The 18,366-nt window shown below is 45.8% G+C and carries 17 protein-coding genes; 12 read left to right on the top strand and 5 right to left on the bottom strand.

All coding sequences use genetic code 11. The features are described 5' to 3' along the window. Nucleotides 1-126: 126 nt before the first annotated feature. The gene (locus tag K8U60_RS08685) at nt 127-546 is read left to right on the top strand and encodes a hypothetical protein (RefSeq protein ID WP_223637149.1); all 420 of its coding nucleotides are present in this window, start codon (nt 127-129) and stop codon (nt 544-546) included. A gap of 52 nt (nt 547-598) precedes the next feature. On the opposite strand, the gene K8U60_RS08680 is transcribed toward K8U60_RS08685, so the two are convergent. Together K8U60_RS08680 and K8U60_RS08675 are read right to left on the bottom strand one after the other, a co-directional pair. Then, on the bottom strand, nt 599-853 hold the full coding sequence (locus K8U60_RS08680; protein ID WP_223637146.1) for a hypothetical protein: 255 nt from the start codon (nt 851-853) through the stop codon (nt 599-601). Continuing rightward, nucleotides 850-2,007: a class I SAM-dependent methyltransferase gene (locus K8U60_RS08675; RefSeq protein WP_223637143.1), complete on the bottom strand. Its 1,158-nt coding sequence runs from the start codon at nt 2,005-2,007 to the stop codon at nt 850-852. Before K8U60_RS08675 ends, K8U60_RS08680 begins: the two co-directional genes overlap by 4 nt. Nucleotides 2,008-2,169: 162 nt before the next feature. On the opposite strand from K8U60_RS08675, the gene K8U60_RS08670 reads away from it, so the two are divergent. The 5 genes from K8U60_RS08670 (at nt 2,170) to cydC (ending at nt 8,648) form a co-directional block, all read left to right on the top strand. Next, nucleotides 2,170-3,813 (top strand): AMP-binding protein, encoded by a 1,644-nt coding sequence (locus K8U60_RS08670; protein WP_223637141.1) that lies wholly within the window; start codon nt 2,170-2,172, stop codon nt 3,811-3,813. Nucleotides 3,814-4,031: 218 nt separating this feature from the next. Then, complete coding sequence (locus tag K8U60_RS08665; protein WP_223637139.1) at nt 4,032-4,760, top strand: hypothetical protein; 729 nt, start codon at nt 4,032-4,034, stop codon at nt 4,758-4,760. 111 nt (nt 4,761-4,871) lie between these two features. After that, nucleotides 4,872-5,045, top strand: coding sequence for a hypothetical protein (locus K8U60_RS08660; RefSeq protein WP_223637137.1), 174 nt, complete (start codon nt 4,872-4,874; stop codon nt 5,043-5,045). Between the two features lie 175 nt (nt 5,046-5,220). Further along, nucleotides 5,221-6,945, top strand: coding sequence for a thiol reductant ABC exporter subunit CydD (cydD, locus tag K8U60_RS08655; protein ID WP_223637135.1), 1,725 nt, complete (start codon nt 5,221-5,223; stop codon nt 6,943-6,945). After that, the gene (gene cydC / locus K8U60_RS08650) at nt 6,942-8,648 is read left to right on the top strand and encodes a thiol reductant ABC exporter subunit CydC (RefSeq protein WP_223637133.1); all 1,707 of its coding nucleotides are present in this window, start codon (nt 6,942-6,944) and stop codon (nt 8,646-8,648) included. Before cydD ends, cydC begins: the two co-directional genes overlap by 4 nt. 496 nt (nt 8,649-9,144) lie before the next feature. On the opposite strand, the gene K8U60_RS08645 is transcribed toward cydC, so the two are convergent. Then, nucleotides 9,145-9,375 (bottom strand): hypothetical protein, encoded by a 231-nt coding sequence (locus K8U60_RS08645; protein ID WP_223637131.1) that lies wholly within the window; start codon nt 9,373-9,375, stop codon nt 9,145-9,147. A gap of 208 nt (nt 9,376-9,583) precedes the next feature. On the opposite strand from K8U60_RS08645, the gene desA reads away from it, so the two are divergent. The 3 genes from desA (at nt 9,584) to K8U60_RS08630 (ending at nt 12,431) form a co-directional block, all read left to right on the top strand. After that, nucleotides 9,584-10,603, top strand: coding sequence for a Delta(5) desaturase DesA (gene desA / locus K8U60_RS08640; protein WP_223637129.1), 1,020 nt, complete (start codon nt 9,584-9,586; stop codon nt 10,601-10,603). 95 nt (nt 10,604-10,698) lie between these two features. Then, entirely contained in the window at nt 10,699-11,835 is a 1,137-nt protein-coding gene (locus K8U60_RS08635) for a sensor histidine kinase (protein WP_223637127.1), read from the top strand. Next, nucleotides 11,832-12,431 (top strand): response regulator transcription factor, encoded by a 600-nt coding sequence (locus K8U60_RS08630; RefSeq protein WP_223637124.1) that lies wholly within the window; start codon nt 11,832-11,834, stop codon nt 12,429-12,431. The genes K8U60_RS08635 and K8U60_RS08630 overlap by 4 nt, the downstream gene beginning before the upstream one ends. 44 nt (nt 12,432-12,475) lie before the next feature. Here K8U60_RS08630 and K8U60_RS08625 read toward each other — a convergent pair whose 3' ends face one another. After that, nucleotides 12,476-12,838 carry a DUF2188 domain-containing protein gene (locus K8U60_RS08625; protein ID WP_223637121.1) on the bottom strand — a complete coding sequence of 121 codons (363 nt, stop codon included), beginning with the start codon at nt 12,836-12,838 and terminating at the stop codon, nt 12,476-12,478. 111 nt (nt 12,839-12,949) lie between these two features. On the opposite strand from K8U60_RS08625, the gene putP reads away from it, so the two are divergent. Continuing rightward, complete coding sequence (putP, locus tag K8U60_RS08620) at nt 12,950-14,470, top strand: sodium/proline symporter PutP (RefSeq protein ID WP_223637119.1); 1,521 nt, start codon at nt 12,950-12,952, stop codon at nt 14,468-14,470. 69 nt (nt 14,471-14,539) lie between these two features. Here the strand turns inward: putP and K8U60_RS08615 are convergent, their stop codons facing one another. Beyond that, nucleotides 14,540-16,090, bottom strand: a complete 1,551-nt coding sequence (locus K8U60_RS08615; RefSeq protein ID WP_223637116.1) for a BCCT family transporter — start codon at nt 16,088-16,090, stop codon at nt 14,540-14,542. Between the two features lie 194 nt (nt 16,091-16,284). On the opposite strand from K8U60_RS08615, the gene K8U60_RS08610 reads away from it, so the two are divergent. Both K8U60_RS08610 and hflX read left to right on the top strand, forming a co-directional pair. After that, nucleotides 16,285-16,998: a VOC family protein gene (locus K8U60_RS08610; protein WP_223637113.1), complete on the top strand. Its 714-nt coding sequence runs from the start codon at nt 16,285-16,287 to the stop codon at nt 16,996-16,998. A gap of 77 nt (nt 16,999-17,075) precedes the next feature. Further along, nucleotides 17,076-18,347 (top strand): GTPase HflX, encoded by a 1,272-nt coding sequence (hflX, locus tag K8U60_RS08605; RefSeq protein ID WP_223637110.1) that lies wholly within the window; start codon nt 17,076-17,078, stop codon nt 18,345-18,347. Nucleotides 18,348-18,366 lie beyond the last annotated feature (19 nt).

Below are 18,366 nucleotides of genomic sequence, written 5' to 3'. Positions count from 1 at the left end.
CTGTAGTAATAACGAACCACAAAGGCTAAAGTTTCAGTTATTTCCTGTGATTTTCAGCAACAATGCATATTGCACTCAGGAAAAGGGAATAATAAAAGCAACAGCGAAATGATGGAGGGATTGGCGATGAAAGAGATGGAGGACAAAGAGCAGGTGCTGATGGCGTTCTATACCCAATACTATAAAGGTGCGGATTTTGATGACATCAAACAACTGGATCAGCATCTGTCACAGGAAATTGGAGAAGAGCGGTATGCCGAGTTGATGAAAAACTTGGAAGACGAGGGACTGATTTTCGGTATGGAGCAGGTGGAATCACGTGAGAAGGCAGGAGAGGACAGTCCAATGGCAACGAATGAAGGGATGCTTTATGTCAACGATATCCTGAACCTGCCATCGGAGGCGGTAGAAGACCATCAATTGGATTATTTGGAAAACCATCTGAAGACCAGTAAACTGAATTTCACTTTAGAGCCAGTAGAAACCTATATATATAAAACAATCGAGGAACAGGCACAGCAAAAACCCAATGAAAATTCTCCATAAATAGAAAAAAGCGATGGTCCAATTTCTGGCCATCGCTTTTTTTCATGTTTTCCTAAAGTTTAAAGATAAAGAACGCCAAAAAGATGGCGATGATGACAAGCGTGTTGACCGCGAACGACGCCCGCTTGCTGACCGGCTGATCGAGAGATGGAAAACGTTCGACAATCCGCATGGCTCCATAAATAAGAGCAACTAGAATCAGCAATGTCACAACCAGGTTCATGTCATAAATACGGACATCGATAAAGCGAATCAGAACGACGGAGAAGGCCAAAATCATGCCATTCACCAGATTTTTTCGTTTCATAAGTACTCCCCTAATTCATTTTCCAAAAACGGTTTGGCTGACAGCAAAGCGGTGAATTGCTTGTAGCGCTCAAATTGCCCGACCGCCGGTTTTCGTCCGGTTTTATAAGCGCGGATCAAAATGTTTTTGGGCGTGTGTTCCATATCGATAAATTCCATCAATTGCGTTTCGTAGCCGACCAGCGACAGCAGTTCTGCCCGAATCGAGTCGGTGGCCAAAGCACTGAAGCGTTCTTTGATCAGGCCGTGCTGCAGCATAATCCCAAGCTCCGGAGCATCGATTTGGCTGTTCAATTCATGCTGGCAGCAAGGGACACTCAAAATTACTTTGGCATCCCATTTGACTGCGCGCGATAAAGCCATATCAGTTGCCACGTCGCAGGCATGCAGGGTGACAACCATGTCGACAGCCGATTCTTCGTTGTAATCATTGATGTCGCCCACCAGGAATTCAAGCTGTTCATAGCGAAGATCTTCGGCAATCTGCTGGCATTCCTCGATTACCTCTTTTTTTAGATCGAGGCCGGTAACGCGGAGGTCCAACCCTTTTTCGATGCGCAAATAATGATAGAGCGCAAAGGTCAAATACGATTTTCCTGAGCCGAAATCGAGGATGCGGACAGTCCGGTCCTGCGGCAGATACGCAAGTGAGTCATCAATAAATTCGATAAAACGATTGATTTGGCGGAACTTATCGTATTTCTGCTTTTTGACTTTTCCGTCCGGACTTTGCACGCCAAGGCGTACAAGGAATGGATAGGGAATCCCATCTTCCAGCAAATACTGCTTTTTACGATTATGCGACAGCTCCACCTTTTTTTCTACGGTCTGCTCTGTTTTCCAGCTGACTTTGAATTTCTTGGAAAGCTGGATTTGCACTTTCTCGTCTGTAAATTGGAACATTGCCTGACGGAAATCATTGAAAAGAGAAGTCAATTTGCTGGCTGCTTCCTCGAGTGGCAAATTTTCATGTTTCAGGACATGCTCATGCTGGTACTCGAATTGAATCAGGTATTCCTTTTTTATCTCAACCGGCTTCAGCTTGATCCGTTTGATGTCATTGGATTTTAACCGTGGCTGGCTGATGGTGGCTGACACCAGTTGTTGCTGCAAAAGGCGTTCTGTTAGTTGGTCCTGCATTGTTTGTAATTCCATGGATTATCCCTTCCATTGTACATAATAAGTTTAGTTTATCATGCGGTGCATAAAAAGAGCGAGCTGATGGTTTTATGCCATGCCAAAAGCAGGTTCCGTTTATTTGGAATTTTGTGATAATATATAGGGGACTGAAAACGTTTTCAATTAGGGGGATGGGAAATGGTGATTTTGCAGAAGACAGTTGGCCAAGTGGTGAAAGAACAGGCCACGCGAAACCCGGATACAGAGGCTTATGTCTATCCGGAACATGGAATCCGAAAAACGTATAAGGAATTTGATGAAGAAACAGATCGCCTGGCAAAGGCATTTATCGGAATCGGCATTGAAAAAGGGGAACATGTGGCGATTTGGTCGGATAATAAGCGCGAATGGCTGTTGAGCCAATTTGCAACCGGAAAAATGGGCGGTGTGCTGGTAACAGTCAACACCAGCTACCAGTCGAGTGAGTTGGAGTATTTATTGGAGCAGTCGGACGCGACCACTTTGATATTAGGGGAGGAATTTAAAGGAGCGAACTACATAGACATTCTCAACACGGTTTGTCCGGAGTTGGCAACAGCTGATAAGGGGGACATTGTCAGCGAAAAACTGCCTCATTTCAAACGGGTGATTGTCATGAGCGGCAACAATTATCCGGGAATCTACACGTGGGATGAATTTGAGGCTTTTGCTGAAAACGTCAGTGAGTCTGAATATGAAGAACGCTTCCGGTCGATGGACCCGGACGATGTCATCAATATCCAATATACATCCGGCACTACTGGATTTCCGAAAGGGGTCATGTTGACGCACCTGAATATCGTCAATAACGGCAAATTGATCGGCGATACGATGAACTTGACGGAAACCGATCGGCTCTGCATTCCGGTCCCGTTCTTTCATTGCTTCGGCTGCGTCCTCGGAACGATGGCAGCAGTCACACATTCCACAACGATGGTCATTGCAGAACAATTTGAACCGAAACGGGTGCTGCAGATGGTACAGAATGAGAAATGCACAGGACTTCATGGAGTGCCGACCATGTTCATCGCGGAATTGAACCATCCGGATTTCGCGTCTTTCGATACATCTACGCTCCGGACAGGCATTATGGCAGGATCGCCTTGCCCAATTGAAGTGATGAAAAAAGTCATCAACGATATGGGGGCATCGGAAATCACCATTGCATACGGACAAACTGAATCGTCACCGGTCATTACGCAGACACGGGCAGACGATGATATTGAAAAGCGGGTATCGACAGTCGGCAAACCGCATGCCGGCGTGGAAGTGAAGATCATCGATCCCGCAACAGGCGAAAAGGTCGACACAGGTGTTCCCGGAGAACTTTGTACAAGAGGGTATCACGTCATGAAAGGTTATTATAAAAACGAAGAAGCAACAAAAGATGCCATTGATCTGGAAGGCTGGCTCCATACCGGTGATATTGCTATTGAAGATGAAGATGGTTATATTGCCATCACCGGACGCATCAAGGATATGGTGATCCGTGGAGGCGAAAATATCTACCCGCGTGAAATCGAAGAATTCCTTTATCAGCACCCTTCGGTCCAGGATGTCCAAGTGGTGGGGGTGCCGGATCCGAAATACGGAGAAGAGCTGATGGCATGGGTGATCCTCAAAGAAGGAGAGCAGCTGAACGCTGAGGAATTGAAGGCTTATTGTACGGGGAAAATTTCCCGTCATAAAATTCCGCGTTATATCGAGTTCACTAAAGAATACCCGATGACAGCTTCAGGGAAAATACAGAAATTCAAGCTGCGTGAGTTATCTGTCGAGCACAGCCGGAAAACGGAAGTTTAAGAAACTTGAATAGGAAAAAGGAAAGCGTCTTCCGGGGCGCTTTTTTTGTACTTTATAGAAGAAACCCAAGTCGGTCATTCGGTTAGTTTACGGATCTTCAACTAAGGGGACATACATAAAAAGAATGATTATCTTGAATGGAGGATATCCATTGGCTCCAAACAGTGATCCAGAAAATTTTGTAGTACAGCATTCATGCCTAAAGGAGGAGCTTGAAGGTGGTTTGGCTTAGCTTTATTTTTGCCGTTGGATTTATATTGATCCATCTTTTTTCAAAACGTCTAAAGTTCCTGAAAGTTTTGCCGCGCAGCCGATTCCTTTCCATTGCAGGCGGGATATCGGTCGCTTATGTATTTTTGCATTTATTGCCGGAGCTCAGCGTTTTTCAGGATGAATTGCAGGGCGAGCTTGAAAATAGCAGTCTGCAGTTTTTGGAAAATCATATTTACCTGGTAGCCATGGCTGGTCTGGTCATTTTTTATGCTTTAGAGAGTTCAGTCAAAGCTTCGAAAAGAAAACCCGAGCGAGAAGCGTCCAAAAATGCATCAGGTCTTTTTTGGATTCACATCGTCACTTTTGCTCTTTACAATGGAGTCATCGCCTATTTGCTTGTCAGGGAGGAGTACGGAGATGCGTTGGGTATGACCTTGTTCTTCATTGCGATGGGTGTCCATTTTATCACCAATGACAAAGCCTTGCGTGCCACTCATGCGGAGGATTACGATCGATACGGCAGATGGATGTTAGCCGTTGCTATTCTGATCGGCTGGGGAATTGGAGCTTTTGCTGAAGTCCACGAATGGATTATTTCGGTGTTGACTGCTTTCTTGGCAGGCGGGGTAATTTTGAATGTCCTAAAAGAAGAACTGCCGGAAGACAGAGACAGCAGCTTGTTGGCCTTTTGTACTGGGTTAATTTCTTACTCTGTCTTATTGCTACTTTTGTAAAATAAAAAATTGTTTTTATGGCAAAAAAATAAATCTTTTGGTACAATATACTTATAACAGTAGGTAATAAAGCACAGCGCGCAAAACGGCTTACCTAAGAGGGTGTTTGCAGTGATCACAGATGAAGAGTTAGCCATTTTCGAATACGAACTAATGAAGCTGATGGATGAATATCGAAAATGCGTTGATCAATCCTTGAAACTGAAAATACAGGAAGATATGGCTTGGTTAAAAACGGCCATTTTTTCAACAGGCTCGTATGAACAAACAATTGAAAACCAGTGATTCCAAACCTGCAGAGAATGCCGTCTGCAGGTTTTTGTGTGTGCAAAAAGCGAGGTAATTTGTGAACAGAACTGTAACAAACCCCTCTCTAAATCCTCAAGCCATGGGCACCTGACGGGGGTTTCAACAGTGGATGCTTTATAATGGAAGGAGGTAAAGTGAAGGAGAGAATGGCATGAACGATCTAAAACAGCTGGCGTTTCAACGAAAAAAAAGTATGCTCTTCCTCGCCGTAGCGTCGTTTTTAAAAGGGGTTGCGACAATCGGGCAAGCCTTATTTTTCGTGTTTATTGCGGATCGCGTTTTTCTTCAAGATGCTTCATTCGAAAGCTTACTGCCTTTGTTTGGCGGCTTGTTCGCAGCGATACTGCTGCGTGTAGGAGCCGGTTATGCAATTGGCCGGGCGGGTGTCAATCTGGCTGCTGACGTTAAGAATGAGTTTCGAAATAATTTGATAAAGTCGTTTGCTGAAAATCCATTGCTGTCAGCGTCTCAAGGCCAATCCGGCCAGAAGGTCAGCTTGCTGATGGATGCAGTGGATGAAGTCGACGGCTTTTTCAGTAAATATATTCCGCAAATGATTCAAACCTATATCATCCCAATACTGTTGTTGGGTGTTATTTTCACTCAAAATTGGACATCGGCGGCCATCATTTTAATTACGGCCCCGTTCATTCCGGTGTTCATGGCTATGGTCGGAAAAGGGACAAAGAAAAAAGCGGACGAAAAAATGGAGCAGCTCAGTCAGTTTTCCGGCACATTTCTGGATATATTGCAGGGGCTGTCCACGCTTAAATTATTCGGACAGGCTGAAAAGCAGCAAAAGGCCATCCGCAAAAGCAGTTTAAGCTTTCGCGATTCGACGATGGAAGTATTGAAATCAGCGTTTTTATCTTCATTGATGCTGGAGTATATTTCAATGCTGAGCATCGGCATCATCGCGTTGGAGATTGGTCTTCGCCTGGTAGTGTTCGATAGTATCAGTTTTTTCACTGCGTTTTTTATTTTGATTTTAGTACCAGATTTCTTCAATCTGTTGAAGGATTTCGGAAGCGCCTTTCACACGGCACGCGGCAGCGTATCGGCGGCCAACCAGATATCGGCTGAACTTGAGAAAAGCCGTTCTCCATTGACATGGGGCAGTGAAACCATTGCATCTGAGCCGCCGCATCTTTCATTGGAGGGACTTTCTTTCCAGTATGGAGAAGGTTTTTCACTGGCTCCACTTGCTGGAGAAATTCCTCCCTACAGCCAAGTGGCGATTGTCGGCAAGAGCGGTTCTGGTAAAACCACGTTTATGCACTTGCTGGCAGGTCTTTTTCCACAAACTGAAGGCCGGTTGATGATCAATGGAGTACCACGGGAGAACATTGCTGAGAAGTCCTGGTTCGACCAATTAAGTTATATTTCACAAAACCCGTATCTTTTCGCTGGGACCATCCGCGAAAACATGGAAATCGGAGCGGACCGGCCGATCAGTGATGAAGAAATGCTGGCAGCGGCTGAAAAGGCGGGCATTGCGGAAATGGTATTAACGCTTGAGCAAGGTTTTGAAACACGGATCGGTGAGGCTGGACGTGGATTGTCGGGGGGCGAGAAACAGCGGATTGCGTTGGTTCGTGCCTTCCTAAAGAGACCATCGCTGATTCTGTTTGATGAGCCGACGACTGGCTTGGATCTTCGGACTGAACAGATCCTGCAAAACTCGCTTCGTGAGCTGCAAAAAACATCGACGGTCATTACGGTGGCTCACCGTCTGCATACCATTAAGCAGGCGGACCTGATTTTCTTCCTGGAAGACGGCAAGCTCGAAGCCGCAGGAAACCATGATCAATTACTGCAGAATTATCGTCCGTACGGAGAAATGCTTGCTGCGCAGCAAGGAGGTGGCGTACGATGAATGAATTGAAGCATGTGTTAAAACTTACGCTTATGGAAAAGAAGGATGTCTCCATTGCTATCCTCTTTGGTTTTTTAGCTGGAATCGCCAGTGTGGCATTAATGGGGTCAAGTGGTTATTTAATCTCCAAAGCAGCGTTGACCACTCAAATGACGACACTCGTAGTCATGGCTGCCTGTCTGAAGCTATTCGGCTTTGCTTCGGCATTGAGCCGTTACGGGGAGCGCTTGTATTCCCACCGGGCAACATTCACCATGCTAAGCCATTTAAGAGTGTCATTTTTTGAACGCCTCGCACCGCTAGCTCCTGGAATATTCGGCAAGTACCGGAGTGGAGACCTGCTATCGCGAATTGTTGGGGATGTCGAAAGCCTGCAGAACTTTCTGCTGCGTGTTTTTTATCCGCCCGTGGTACTGGGCATCGTCTTGTTAAGCACCATTTTCTTCAGCTCGTTTTTCTCAATGGGAATCGCTGTTGTTATGCTGATTGGACTGCTGTTGACAGTGGTTGCAGTCCCTGCGCTTTTTTCCATCAGAAAACGGCGTTCGGATGGAAAGCTCAGAGCTGACCGGGGAAATCTGGCTGTGGAGGCCACTGAATTCCTTTATGGTTTTCGCGATCTGAAAATCCATCAAAAGCTCGATGCGAAAGAACAGCAATTGAAAAGCGATGCTGCCTATTACAATGAAGGACAGAAAAAAGAGGGGCTGGAAGAAAACCTGGCTCAATCCATCAATTCATTAGTGGCATTGCTGGTTTCATTTTTCGTGTTGGGCGTTGGAGCGTATTTTGTAGCGGCAGGCGAACTTAATGGCTTGTATTTGGCGATGCTTGTCATGATTTCCATTGCCGCTTTTGAAAATGTGGCCGCAATGGCTGCATTCCCCTCTTATTTTGAAGAAAGCCGTAAAGCTGCTGTTCGATTAGAGGAAATTGTAGCGGAGCCGGCTTTGCAGCAAGGAATAGTTAAGCTGCCGAGCGGACCGCTTGATATCAAGCTGACGGGAGCGTCTTTCAGCTATCCGGGAGAAAAGAGCTTAGCAGTTGATGATGTTTCGGTCCACTTGAAACCAGGTACAAAGACGGCGATTGTCGGATCAAGCGGTTCAGGCAAGTCAACGCTTATGCAGTTGATGTTGAATGTGTTCCCGCTTGACCATGGACAATTGTCGATCGGGGGGGAGCCTGTCGAAACGCTCGCACAGGAAAGCATTTGGCAGGAAATGAATGTAGTGCTGCAGGAGAACCATTTCTTTTACGGAACCATCCGCAGCAACTTATTGATCGCTGACCCTAGAGCAAGCGATGAGCAGATGGAGCAGGCGTTGGCCAAAGTTCAGCTGGAGTTGTTTCCGCTGGAGATGAATGTCGAGGAAAAAGGACAGAATTTATCAGGTGGGCAGAAGCAGCGGCTGGCAATTGCACGCGCTCTGCTGAAAGGGAAGTCACTGTGGCTTCTCGACGAGCCGGTCTCTTCAGTCGATAGCCTCACTGGCCACACCATCTATCAGGAATTATTCCAACAGGGCGAGAACGATCTATTCGTCATCATCAGCCATGACTTGGCAGGGCTTGAAAAGATGGATCAAATCATCGTAATGGAAAACGGCCGCATCGTGGAAACCGGATCCTACGAAGAACTGATGAAGAAAAAATCATATTTCCACCAACTAAAGCAAATCGAGAATAGTGTATTTGCATAAGAAAAGCGGAAGCGCCCGTGTAGCTCTGCCGGGCATAAGACAGACTGGCGAAGTGGCGTCTTTTCAGCCGCACAGCCAGGTTGGCTTATGACCCAAAGAGCTGGGCGCTGGAGCCTGGACAACAAGAAAAGTGAAAGTGCCTGTTCAGCTCTGACAGGTGTAAGACGCTCTGGCGAAGCGGCATCTCTTCAGCCGCACAGCCAGAGTGGCTTACATCCCGAAGAGCTAGGCGCTTGCAACTGGACAAAGAAAAGCGGAAGCGCCTGTTTAGAACCGACAGGCTTAAGGCAGTTTGCCGAAGCGGCGTTCCTTCAGCCGCACAGGCAAGCGGACTTAAGACCCCGAGGTTCTAGGCGCTGGAGCCTGGACAAAAAGAAAAGCGGAAGCGCCCAAAAGCAGATGCTAACCTAAAAGCACAAGCCCCAAAAGCACAAAAAAGACCCTGCACCTAATCGTGTGCAGGGTCTTTTCCATACTTGCGGCATTCTCCACCGCCTTACTTCAGCAGCAAGTGTTCATCTTTTTTGGCATCTTCCAACTTCAATTGTTCCAATTCGAGACGCATCTTCTGTGTCTCGATGACAAAATTCTCGTGTTTTAACTTTTCGAGTTCTAACTCCGTGCTGATCATCTTATGCTTAAGTTTGGTCTGTGTTTGAAGATGCGAAGTGATGATACCTGCCAGTGGAATTGAAAAGATCATAATGACGGCAACAAGACCGGTCATATGCCTCACTCCGTTCTGATTTTTCTGATTACTCTTAGTATACACATATCGCTTGTAATTTTAAAGAAGTAGATTTCTTGAAATACATGACACCTGTCATATAGAAAGATAGACGTTTATGTCTTATTGCCATATAATTTTTCCTTTATGATTAGGTTAATAAGTTATCCGGGCTGAAATAGTCCGTATAGAGGAGGAAGACGAAAGCATGAGCAGAGAAAAAACAGCACAGTTACGTAAATTTATCGCTCCTTTTGAAAAAGCCGATGTTAAATCAAGTGTAAGACAATTAGTGAATACAATCCCACCTTTTATTTTGGCATGGTTCCTGGCTTATCAGGCACTTGATGTCTCTATCTGGTTGACCATTGCATTATCAGTAGTAGCGGCCGCATTCGTTATCCGCACGTTCATCATCTTCCATGACTGTACGCACGGATCGTTCTTCAAGAACAAAAAAGCAAATGCAGTTGTCGGTACGATTACCGGCATCATGACACTTTTCGCTTATGAGAAGTGGAAACGCGAGCATTCGATCCACCATGCTTCAAGTGGTAATCTTGATAAACGCGGAGTTGGCGATATCTGGGTTATGACAATTGAAGAATATGTAGAAGCTTCTAAGTGGGAACGCTTCAAATACCGCATGTACCGCAATCCATTGGTCATGTTTGGATTTGGCCCATTATTCCTGGTCTTGATTTCAAGCCGTTTCAACCGCAAAGATGCGCGTAAAAAAGAACGTAATAACACGTATTTGATCAATATCTCCCTTGTGGTCATATACTCGCTCTTGATTTGGGCAATCGGCTGGCAGGCATTCCTGATCGTTCAGGGAACTACCATGTTCGTAGCTGGAGCATTTGGTATTTGGTTATTCTATGTCCAGCATACATTCGAAGATTCGTATTTTGAAGACGAAAACGAATGGGATTATGTAAAAGCGGCTGTAGAAGGAAGCTCGTATTACCAGCTTCCAAAAGTATTGCAATGGGTAACCGGCAATATCGGTTTCCACCATGTGCATCACTTAAGCCCGCGAGTTCCAAACTACAACCTGGAAAAAGCGCATGTTTCTACGCCACCGCTTCAACAGGCAACAACAATCAATATTAAATCGAGCCTTAAATCATTGCGCTACAAATTGTATGATGCACCAAACAAAACATTCGTTACATTTGGTGATATCAAACACTTGCTTGGCAATTCGAAAACGGCTGAACAATAAGAACCAAACAGAAAAGCCATTCTTAGCGGAATGGTTTTTTCTTTTGCTTATTTTTTGCTATGATTGGGTTACATAGTAAGAAAGAGGAGGCCCTTATGCAAAGCTGGTATCAAATATTTCCTAAAAACCCGTGGTTGAGTCTTTACGCTTGGGTTATCTTTTGTATTTTGCCGTTCTTCTTTATCTTTCGTTCTTCTTCACTGCCTGAAATTATTTTTGGCATTTTTCTGCTATTGCTGTTCTTCATTGCTTACCGGCTGTCTTTCAATTCAAGGACCGGCTTTGTGTATGTTTGGGTAAGTCTGGAGATGGCCATCAACATTGGTATGATCCTGTTGTTCGGTTATGTGTACCTTGCTATCTTTGTTGCTTTCTTCATCGGGAATCTGCGCAATAAAGTCGGTTTCTTCATCGTCTATGGCCTCCATATCGGAACGACAATAATGGCTTTGGTATTCGGTTTTCTCGATCATAATGAATTGTATATTTCGGAGTTGCCGTTCATTGTGCTCAGCATATTGGGTGTGATTCTCCTGCCTTTCAATACCTACAACCGCAATAAGAGAGAGAAATTAGAAGGTCAGCTTGAAGATGCCAATAAACGGATTTCTCAACTGGTCATCATTGAAGAACGCGAACGGATTGCACGTGATCTTCATGATACGCTAGGCCAAAAGCTCTCGTTGATCGGGTTGAAAAGTGATTTAGCTGGAAAGTTGATTTACCGAAATCCAGAATCTGCTTTAAGTGAAATAAATGATGTCCGCCAAACTGCCCGCACTGCATTAAAGGAAGTGAGGGAACTGGTTTCCAATATGCGTGGCACCAAGTTGGACGAAGAGTTATTACGTATTCAACAGATTTTAAAAGCGGCTGAAATTGATTTTGTGTTCTATGGTTCTCCGCAGCTGACCAATACACCACTTTTGGTGGAGAATGTTTTGAGCATGTGCTTGAAAGAAGCCGTGACAAATGTCGTCAAACATAGCAGTGCTACGCGCTGCAGCGTCTTGATCAAGCAAAATCCTGAAGAAATCCTTGTTCAGGTACAGGATGATGGCAAAGGGTTCCCGGAAGGCAATACTTTCCTGCAAGGGAACGGACTGGCAGGTATGCGGGAACGGCTCGAATTTGTGAATGGTTCAGTGGATATTAAGGAAATGGAAGGCACCACCTTGAACATCCGGGTGCCAAACGTGATTCTCTATAGTTCAAAGGAGGCGGTCGAATGATACGGATCGTATTAGCTGAAGATCAGCGGATGATGCTTGGAGCTTTGGGTTCATTACTGGATTTGGAAGAGGACATGGAAGTTGTCGGTAAAGCATCAAACGGTGAAGAGGCGATTGAGCTTGTCGAAAAACTGCAGCCGGATGTTTGCATCATGGATATCGAGATGCCATTAAAGAGTGGATTGGATGCTGCGGAAATTCTTAAAGATCAGCCGTGCAAGATTATTATTTTGACGACTTTTGCCCGTTCAGGTTATTTTGAGCGCGCTAGAAAAGCGGGAGTCAGCGGATATTTGCTGAAGGACAGCCCAAGTGAAGATTTGGCTACGTCCATCCGGTCGATCATGGATGGGCGCCGGATCTATGCACCGGAATTAGTGGATCTGGCGTATGCTGATGAAAATCCATTGACCGACCGGGAGAGTCAGGTAATGGAATTGATTGCGGAAGGACGAAGCACGAAAGAGATTGCCAAAGAGCTGTTCATCACGACTGGCACAGTGCGGAATTACATTTCGACGATTCTGGATAAACTGGAAGTTGGAAACAGGATCGAAGCCATTTCGCGTTTCAAAGAAAAAGGCTGGTTCAAATAAAAATGCTGCTGTCAGAAGCGACAGCAGCATTTTCTTGTTTATAGTTATTCGTAGAGCGTGTCCGACAAGGAACCATCTTCAGTGTAAATATGCAGTTCTCCATGGTTTTTGTTGACGTAGCGCTTGGCTTCTCCCATCAGGCTCTCTTTGGTATCTTCGATTAGAATCGCTTTCTTGCTGTCTCTTTTCTTTAACTGCCATCCTTCATCATGTTTTCTGATTTCATAGACTGGCCGCTCTTCATCACCTTCCACATTTCGTTTTGCCTGTTCTAAAGCGATCGGGATTGCCCGGCCTTCTTCATAGCCATCACGAAGCAGCGCATTGGCAATTTCAATGGCTTTATTGCGCACAGAATTGTCGAGATTTTTGAACGAATCCGGGTAATCATTTTTGCTCCATGGCATAATAATCGCCTCCTTGACACTCTTTTCCCCGCTTGTATCAACTGTAAAACCGAAAATGGGACTTTTAATATGTGTCAAGAATGTTACACTGTTAAACAAGGAGGGGATAGAATGACAGATACAACCTATCAAATCATTGCTTTAACGATCTATCTGGCAGCCATGCTATTCATCGGCTGGTACGCATATCGGAAAACAGTAAATTTATCCGACTACATGCTTGGTGGAAGGGGGCTTGGACCAGCAGTCGCCGCACTTAGTGCAGGTGCTTCGGATATGTCTGGCTGGCTATTGCTCGGCTTGCCGGGTGCTATTTACCTCGGTGGATTAGTTGAGGTGTGGATCGCAATCGGATTGACAATCGGTGCCTTTTTAAACTGGTTCTTCGTTGCGCCGAGACTACGGATTTACTCGTTCGTTACCAGTGACTCTATCACGATTCCAAGTTTCCTGGAAAATCGTTTGAAAGACAAATCACGGTTATTAAGAATTGTTTCAGGTATTATCATTTTGATCTTTTTCACATTCTACGTATCATCAGGAATGGTAGCTTCTGGATTATTCTTCCAAAGTTCATTCGGAATGGATTATCATCTGGGGCTTGTCCTGGGATCGGTAGTCGTCGTAGCCTATACATTATTTGGTGGATTCCTGGCGGTCAGTTACACGGATTTTGTCCAGGGCATCATGATGGTGCTGGCGTTGATCGCAGTACCGGCAATTGGGATTTTCGCTACAGGCGGATTTAGCGAAACCGCTGCAAGTATTCGTGAAGTTGACCCGAATATGTTAAGCCTGGTTTCCGGAGCTTCGACAGTGGGAGTTATTTCTGCGGTGGCCTGGGGTCTTGGTTACTTTGGCCAGCCGCACATCATCGTCCGCTTTATGGCGATCAAGACCTTGAAGGAAGTACGCATAGCCCGCCGCATCGGTATGGGCTGGATGATTTTCAGCCTTCTTGGAGCAACTGCGACAGCGCTTATCGGGATCGCTTACTTCCAGCAGAACCCTGGAGCAACTTTAGTGGATCCTGAATCGGTCTTTCTTGACTTGAGCCAGATCCTGTTCCACCCATTGATTGCCGGATTTGTACTGGCTGCTGTTTTGGCTGCAGTAATGAGTACAATTTCTTCTCAGCTTTTGGTGAGTTCATCTGCGTTAATCGAAGATTTATACAAAATCGCATTCAAAAAAGAATCTTCGCCAAAAGGCTATGTAAACTTGGGGCGGATTGCTGTAGCATTGATTGCAGTTATTGCCGCTTACCTGGCATGGGAACAGAACAACACCATTCTCGGCTTGGTTGCTTATGCTTGGGCAGGGTTTGGTGCCGCTTTTGGACCAATCATCTTGTTATCTTTGTTCTGGCGCAAACTGACTTCAAAAGGCGCTTTAGCGGGTATGATCGTTGGTGCTGTCACAGTCATTATCTGGGATCTCATCGGTACGGCTGCAGATGATCCTGGAGCTACTGAGATGACGAATTTCATCGGCAGTGTCTACGAAATCATTCCAGGATTCTTCCTGTGTTTGCTAGTCACTTGGCTAGTTAGCCTTGTTACTTACAAACCGGATGCACAGATTGAGAAAGAATTCGACGAAACAGTTCGTTTGATCAACGAAGACAAATAATTCTCCGAGCAAAAAGGCGTACAGCTCTTTCCAAATGGAAAGGTTGTACGCCTTTTGTCGGTCATTCGATTATTTATCGCTTTGTTTTTTGTTTTCTTTTTCCATAAGCTTGAATCGCTGTAAATCGGATTCCCGAATAGGCAGTGATTCTTTACGGATGATTTTAGTGAAGGACCACAGCATGATTATCAGCAATACCGTGAACGGCAGGGCGGATATCAGAGAAGCGGTTTGCAGGGCTCCCAGTCCACCTGCATACAGCAAAACTGCCGCAATCGCAGCCATCAGCACACCCCAAACAACTTTAAAGATTGTAGGTGGATTCAGGCTTCCGTAACTAGTCATCGACGCCAGAATATATGTAGCGGAGTCGGCAGAAGTCACGAGGAAGGTAAAGATCAGCAAGATTGCAAGAATGGACATGATCGGTGTAAATGGCAGCACTTCGAAAGTTTGGAACAACGCCGAGGTCAGATCGTTATTGACAGCTTCGGCAATTCCTGTGCCCTGATTCAAATCGTACCAAAGTGCCGTGCCGCCGAACACGGCGATCCAAACGCAGGCAATGGCCGGTGGAATGACAAGAACCCCCACGACAAATTCGCGGATGGTCCGCCCTTTGGATACGCGTGCAACAAACGCGCCGACAAACGGAGACCAGGCAGTTGACCAGGCCCAATAGAAGATGGTCCAGCCCTGAACCCATTCGCCATTTTCATAAGGTTCAAGGCGCAAACTGTAGGAGATGAATTTGGTGATGTAGTCGCCGGTCGCTAAAGTGAAAGTCTCCATGATAAAGACGGTCGGCCCTGCAATAAAGACGAATATCATGAGAACCAAAGCCAAACCAAGGTTTAAATTACTTAAGTACGCAATACCCTTTTTTAGGCCGGTGGAAGAAGATATGGTATAAGCGATGAACATGACAATGATAATCCCTAATTGTATCGGGAAAGCGTTTTCAATGCCGAATACCGCATTTAGCCCACCGTTCATTTGAAGCACGCCCAAGCCGAGGGATGTGGCAATCCCCATGACTGTAGCAATAACAGCAAGGGAATCAATCGAGTGTTTGACTAAGGGCTTTCTGCCGAGCACCGGTTCAAGGGCCGTAGAGACCAAGCCCGGTTTCTCTTTACGAAACTGGAGAAATCCGATGACGAGGCCAACAATGGCGAAGACCGACCACTGGCTGATGCCCCAATGGAAAAACGAATAGCCCATGGCAACTCTTGCTGCTTCCGGCGTTTGTGCTTCAGCGCCGAAAGGGGTGGTGAAAAAATGGCTCATCGGTTCAGCTACGCCCCAAAACACAAGGCCGGCTCCGAAACCGGCAGAAAACAACATGCCGACCCATGTAAAGAATGGGAATTCCGGACGGTCATTATCGGCGCCAAGCCGGATGCTCCCATATTTGGATATGGCGATGATGATGAGAAAAAGTGTAATGATAAAAATTGCGAGTAAATAGAACCAGCCGAAATTCAGGGTTGTGAAACTGAATAGGTTTCCTGCTACTTCTCCGAATTGAATGGGTGTGGTTGCACCGAAGATAACAAGTACAATAATGACGGCGGCGGATACTATAAATACAGGATTTAAAAACAGTTTTTTATCCATCACGACCTCCTATAAACTTTTATATAGTTACCCTACCGAATATTCAGAAAAAATACCACCCATTTTGGTAAAAAAATCAAATTAATCGTTTGAATAATCAGAAAACTTCGGATTTGGTTTTTCTACTCCGATAAAAAGGGAAGAGAGGAAGCAATAGCGAACGGTTAGATAAAGTAGAAAAAGTGAGGTGCTTTATGGAATTGGATCACATTGTTCATTTTGTCCGCCAAACTCCCCAAAAGGCGACAGCCGAGTGGCAGCAAAAAGGATTTCATGCAGCTATTGGCGGCCGGCACGAGAAATGGGGAACTTTTAATGCACTGCTGTATTTGAAAGACTGCTATATTGAGTGGCTGACAGTCGAAAAAGCAGAAATTGCGTCTCAGGCAAATCATCCGCTCACCCGATTGCTGTTGCATGACCAAGTCGGTTTTGGGACGATTTGTGTACGAACTGCTGCTATCAAAAAACTGGATGAAGAATTGCGAGACCGAGGGGTCAAGACATCAGGAGTGTTGGATGCGGAGCGCCGGACAGAAGCCGGACAGCTGATCAAGTGGAAGATGCTGTTCATTGAAGAAGAGATATCCGCACGGCTGCCTTGTCCGTTTTTCATTGAATGGCAGGAAACAGATGAACAACGCTACAGAAAATTACGGGATACGGGAGCTATTGAAGCTTCAAACGAAACATTGGCAATCGGCCGTTGCGTATTTGGAGTAAGGGATCCGGAAGAAACCGCAGCTGCTTGGCGGAAGATTCTCGGCGGCAGCCTGGAATTGGAGAATTGCAGGATTGAATTCAGAAAAACCGATCAGCCGCAGGAACGTCTGGAAGAAGTGCATTTTGCGGACGGCGAAAATAAAGTGGAATTTGAGCATGGCCAGTACTGGTTGCCCCGTCTGTAGGGGGCAGCAAAGAAACTGTGGTAAAATGGAGGAATCGAATAGGAATTTTCCTTTCCTGAAATAGGAGGACAACATAAATGGATGAATTACAAGAAAGAGCGGTCATTGTCGGTGTCCAGCTCCAAAAAGATCTGCATTTCACTTACGGAATGGAAGAACTGCATAACTTGGCGGAAGCCTGCAATGTGGAAGTAGTAGGAGAAGTTACACAAAATCTGGACCGCATTAATCCTTCGCATTATGTGGGGAGCGGAAAAGTAGAAGAAATTAAAGCCTTTTATGAAGAATCGGACGCAAACTTGGTGATTTTCAACGATGAACTGTCGCCCTCGCAGATCCGGAATTTGGAAGAAGACTTGGAATGTAAAGTTATCGACCGGACCATGCTGATTTTGGATATCTTCTCGCGGCGTGCAAAAACACGTGAAGCACAGGTGCAGGTGGAATTGGCGCAGCTTCAATATATGTTGCCCCGTTTGATCGGCCTGCGCGCATCGCTTGGCCGCCAAGGAGGCAGCAGTAGCGGTGGCGTAGCCAACCGTGGAGCCGGGGAGACGAAGCTTGAGCTGGACCGCCGAAAAATTGAAGATCAGATTTCAAAGCTTCATAAAGAGCTGGAGCATATCAAGGATCAGCGCGTCACACAGCGCAAGCAGCGCACCAAAAAAGGCATGCCAGTCGTATCACTGGTCGGCTATACAAATGCCGGAAAATCAACTGTCATGAATGGCTTATTGGCGAAAACCGGACAGAATGAGGAAAAGCAGGTATTTGAAAAAGATATGCTGTTTGCCACACTCGAGACCTCTGTCCGCCAGATCCGTCTTGAGGACAACAAAAGCTTCCTGCTGACGGATACGGTCGGATTTGTCAGCAAACTGCCGCATCACCTGGTAAAAGCTTTCCGCTCCACATTAGAGGAAGCCCGAAATGCGGATCTATTACTGCACGTCGTCGATGTTTCAAACGAAGAGCACCGCTATATGATGGAAGTGACCAATCTGACGCTGCAGGCTGTTGGAGTGGAGAACGTCCCGACTCTGTATGTCTACAACAAATCAGATCTGGCAGGCGTCCGTTACCCGACCGTAAATGGGGATGGCTTATGGATTGCGGCAAAAGAAGGCAAGGGTCTGGATGAACTGCTGGAAGTCATCAAGAAACGGATTTTTGCAGATTACGTCACTTGCCGGATGGTCATTCCATTCGATCGAGGAGACATCGTCGCTTACCTGAACGAACAAGCAAGTATTCTGGAAACGGAATACGAAGAAGAAGGCACTTTGCTGAAAGTGGAAATGAGCCATGCGGATTATGACCGCTACCAAGAGTTTGTCATCGGGAAATAGAAAGTCAAAAAGGGGCTGT

It is taken from the genome of Planococcus circulans (genome assembly GCF_020023385.1).
Lineage (GTDB): Bacteria > Bacillota > Bacilli > Bacillales_A > Planococcaceae > Planococcus.
The sequence above is the reverse complement of the archived record's forward strand: the minus strand, read 5'-3'. Positions and strand labels throughout refer to the sequence as shown.

Bases quoted from the DNA above. Each gene is read 5' to 3' on its own strand.
- cydD (WP_223637135.1), top strand. From the start codon at position 5,221: ATGAACGATCTAAAACAGCTGGCGTTTCAACGAAAAAAAAGTATGCTC.
- K8U60_RS08625 (WP_223637121.1), bottom strand. From the start codon at position 12,838: ATGCCATGGAGCAAAAATGATTACCCGGATTCGTTCAAAAATCTCGAC.
- hflX (WP_223637110.1), top strand. From the start codon at position 17,076: ATGGATGAATTACAAGAAAGAGCGGTCATTGTCGGTGTCCAGCTCCAA.
- K8U60_RS08635 (WP_223637127.1), top strand. From the start codon at position 10,699: ATGCAAAGCTGGTATCAAATATTTCCTAAAAACCCGTGGTTGAGTCTT.
- K8U60_RS08630 (WP_223637124.1), top strand. From the start codon at position 11,832: ATGATACGGATCGTATTAGCTGAAGATCAGCGGATGATGCTTGGAGCT.
- K8U60_RS08675 (WP_223637143.1), bottom strand. From the start codon at position 2,007: ATGGAATTACAAACAATGCAGGACCAACTAACAGAACGCCTTTTGCAG.
- K8U60_RS08645 (WP_223637131.1), bottom strand. From the start codon at position 9,375: ATGACCGGTCTTGTTGCCGTCATTATGATCTTTTCAATTCCACTGGCA.
- K8U60_RS08670 (WP_223637141.1), top strand. From the start codon at position 2,170: ATGGTGATTTTGCAGAAGACAGTTGGCCAAGTGGTGAAAGAACAGGCC.
- K8U60_RS08615 (WP_223637116.1), bottom strand. From the start codon at position 16,090: ATGGATAAAAAACTGTTTTTAAATCCTGTATTTATAGTATCCGCCGCC.
- desA (WP_223637129.1), top strand. From the start codon at position 9,584: ATGAGCAGAGAAAAAACAGCACAGTTACGTAAATTTATCGCTCCTTTT.
- K8U60_RS08680 (WP_223637146.1), bottom strand. From the start codon at position 853: ATGAAACGAAAAAATCTGGTGAATGGCATGATTTTGGCCTTCTCCGTC.
- K8U60_RS08685 (WP_223637149.1), top strand. From the start codon at position 127: ATGAAAGAGATGGAGGACAAAGAGCAGGTGCTGATGGCGTTCTATACC.
- K8U60_RS08610 (WP_223637113.1), top strand. From the start codon at position 16,285: ATGGAATTGGATCACATTGTTCATTTTGTCCGCCAAACTCCCCAAAAG.
- putP (WP_223637119.1), top strand. From the start codon at position 12,950: ATGACAGATACAACCTATCAAATCATTGCTTTAACGATCTATCTGGCA.
- cydC (WP_223637133.1), top strand. From the start codon at position 6,942: ATGAATGAATTGAAGCATGTGTTAAAACTTACGCTTATGGAAAAGAAG.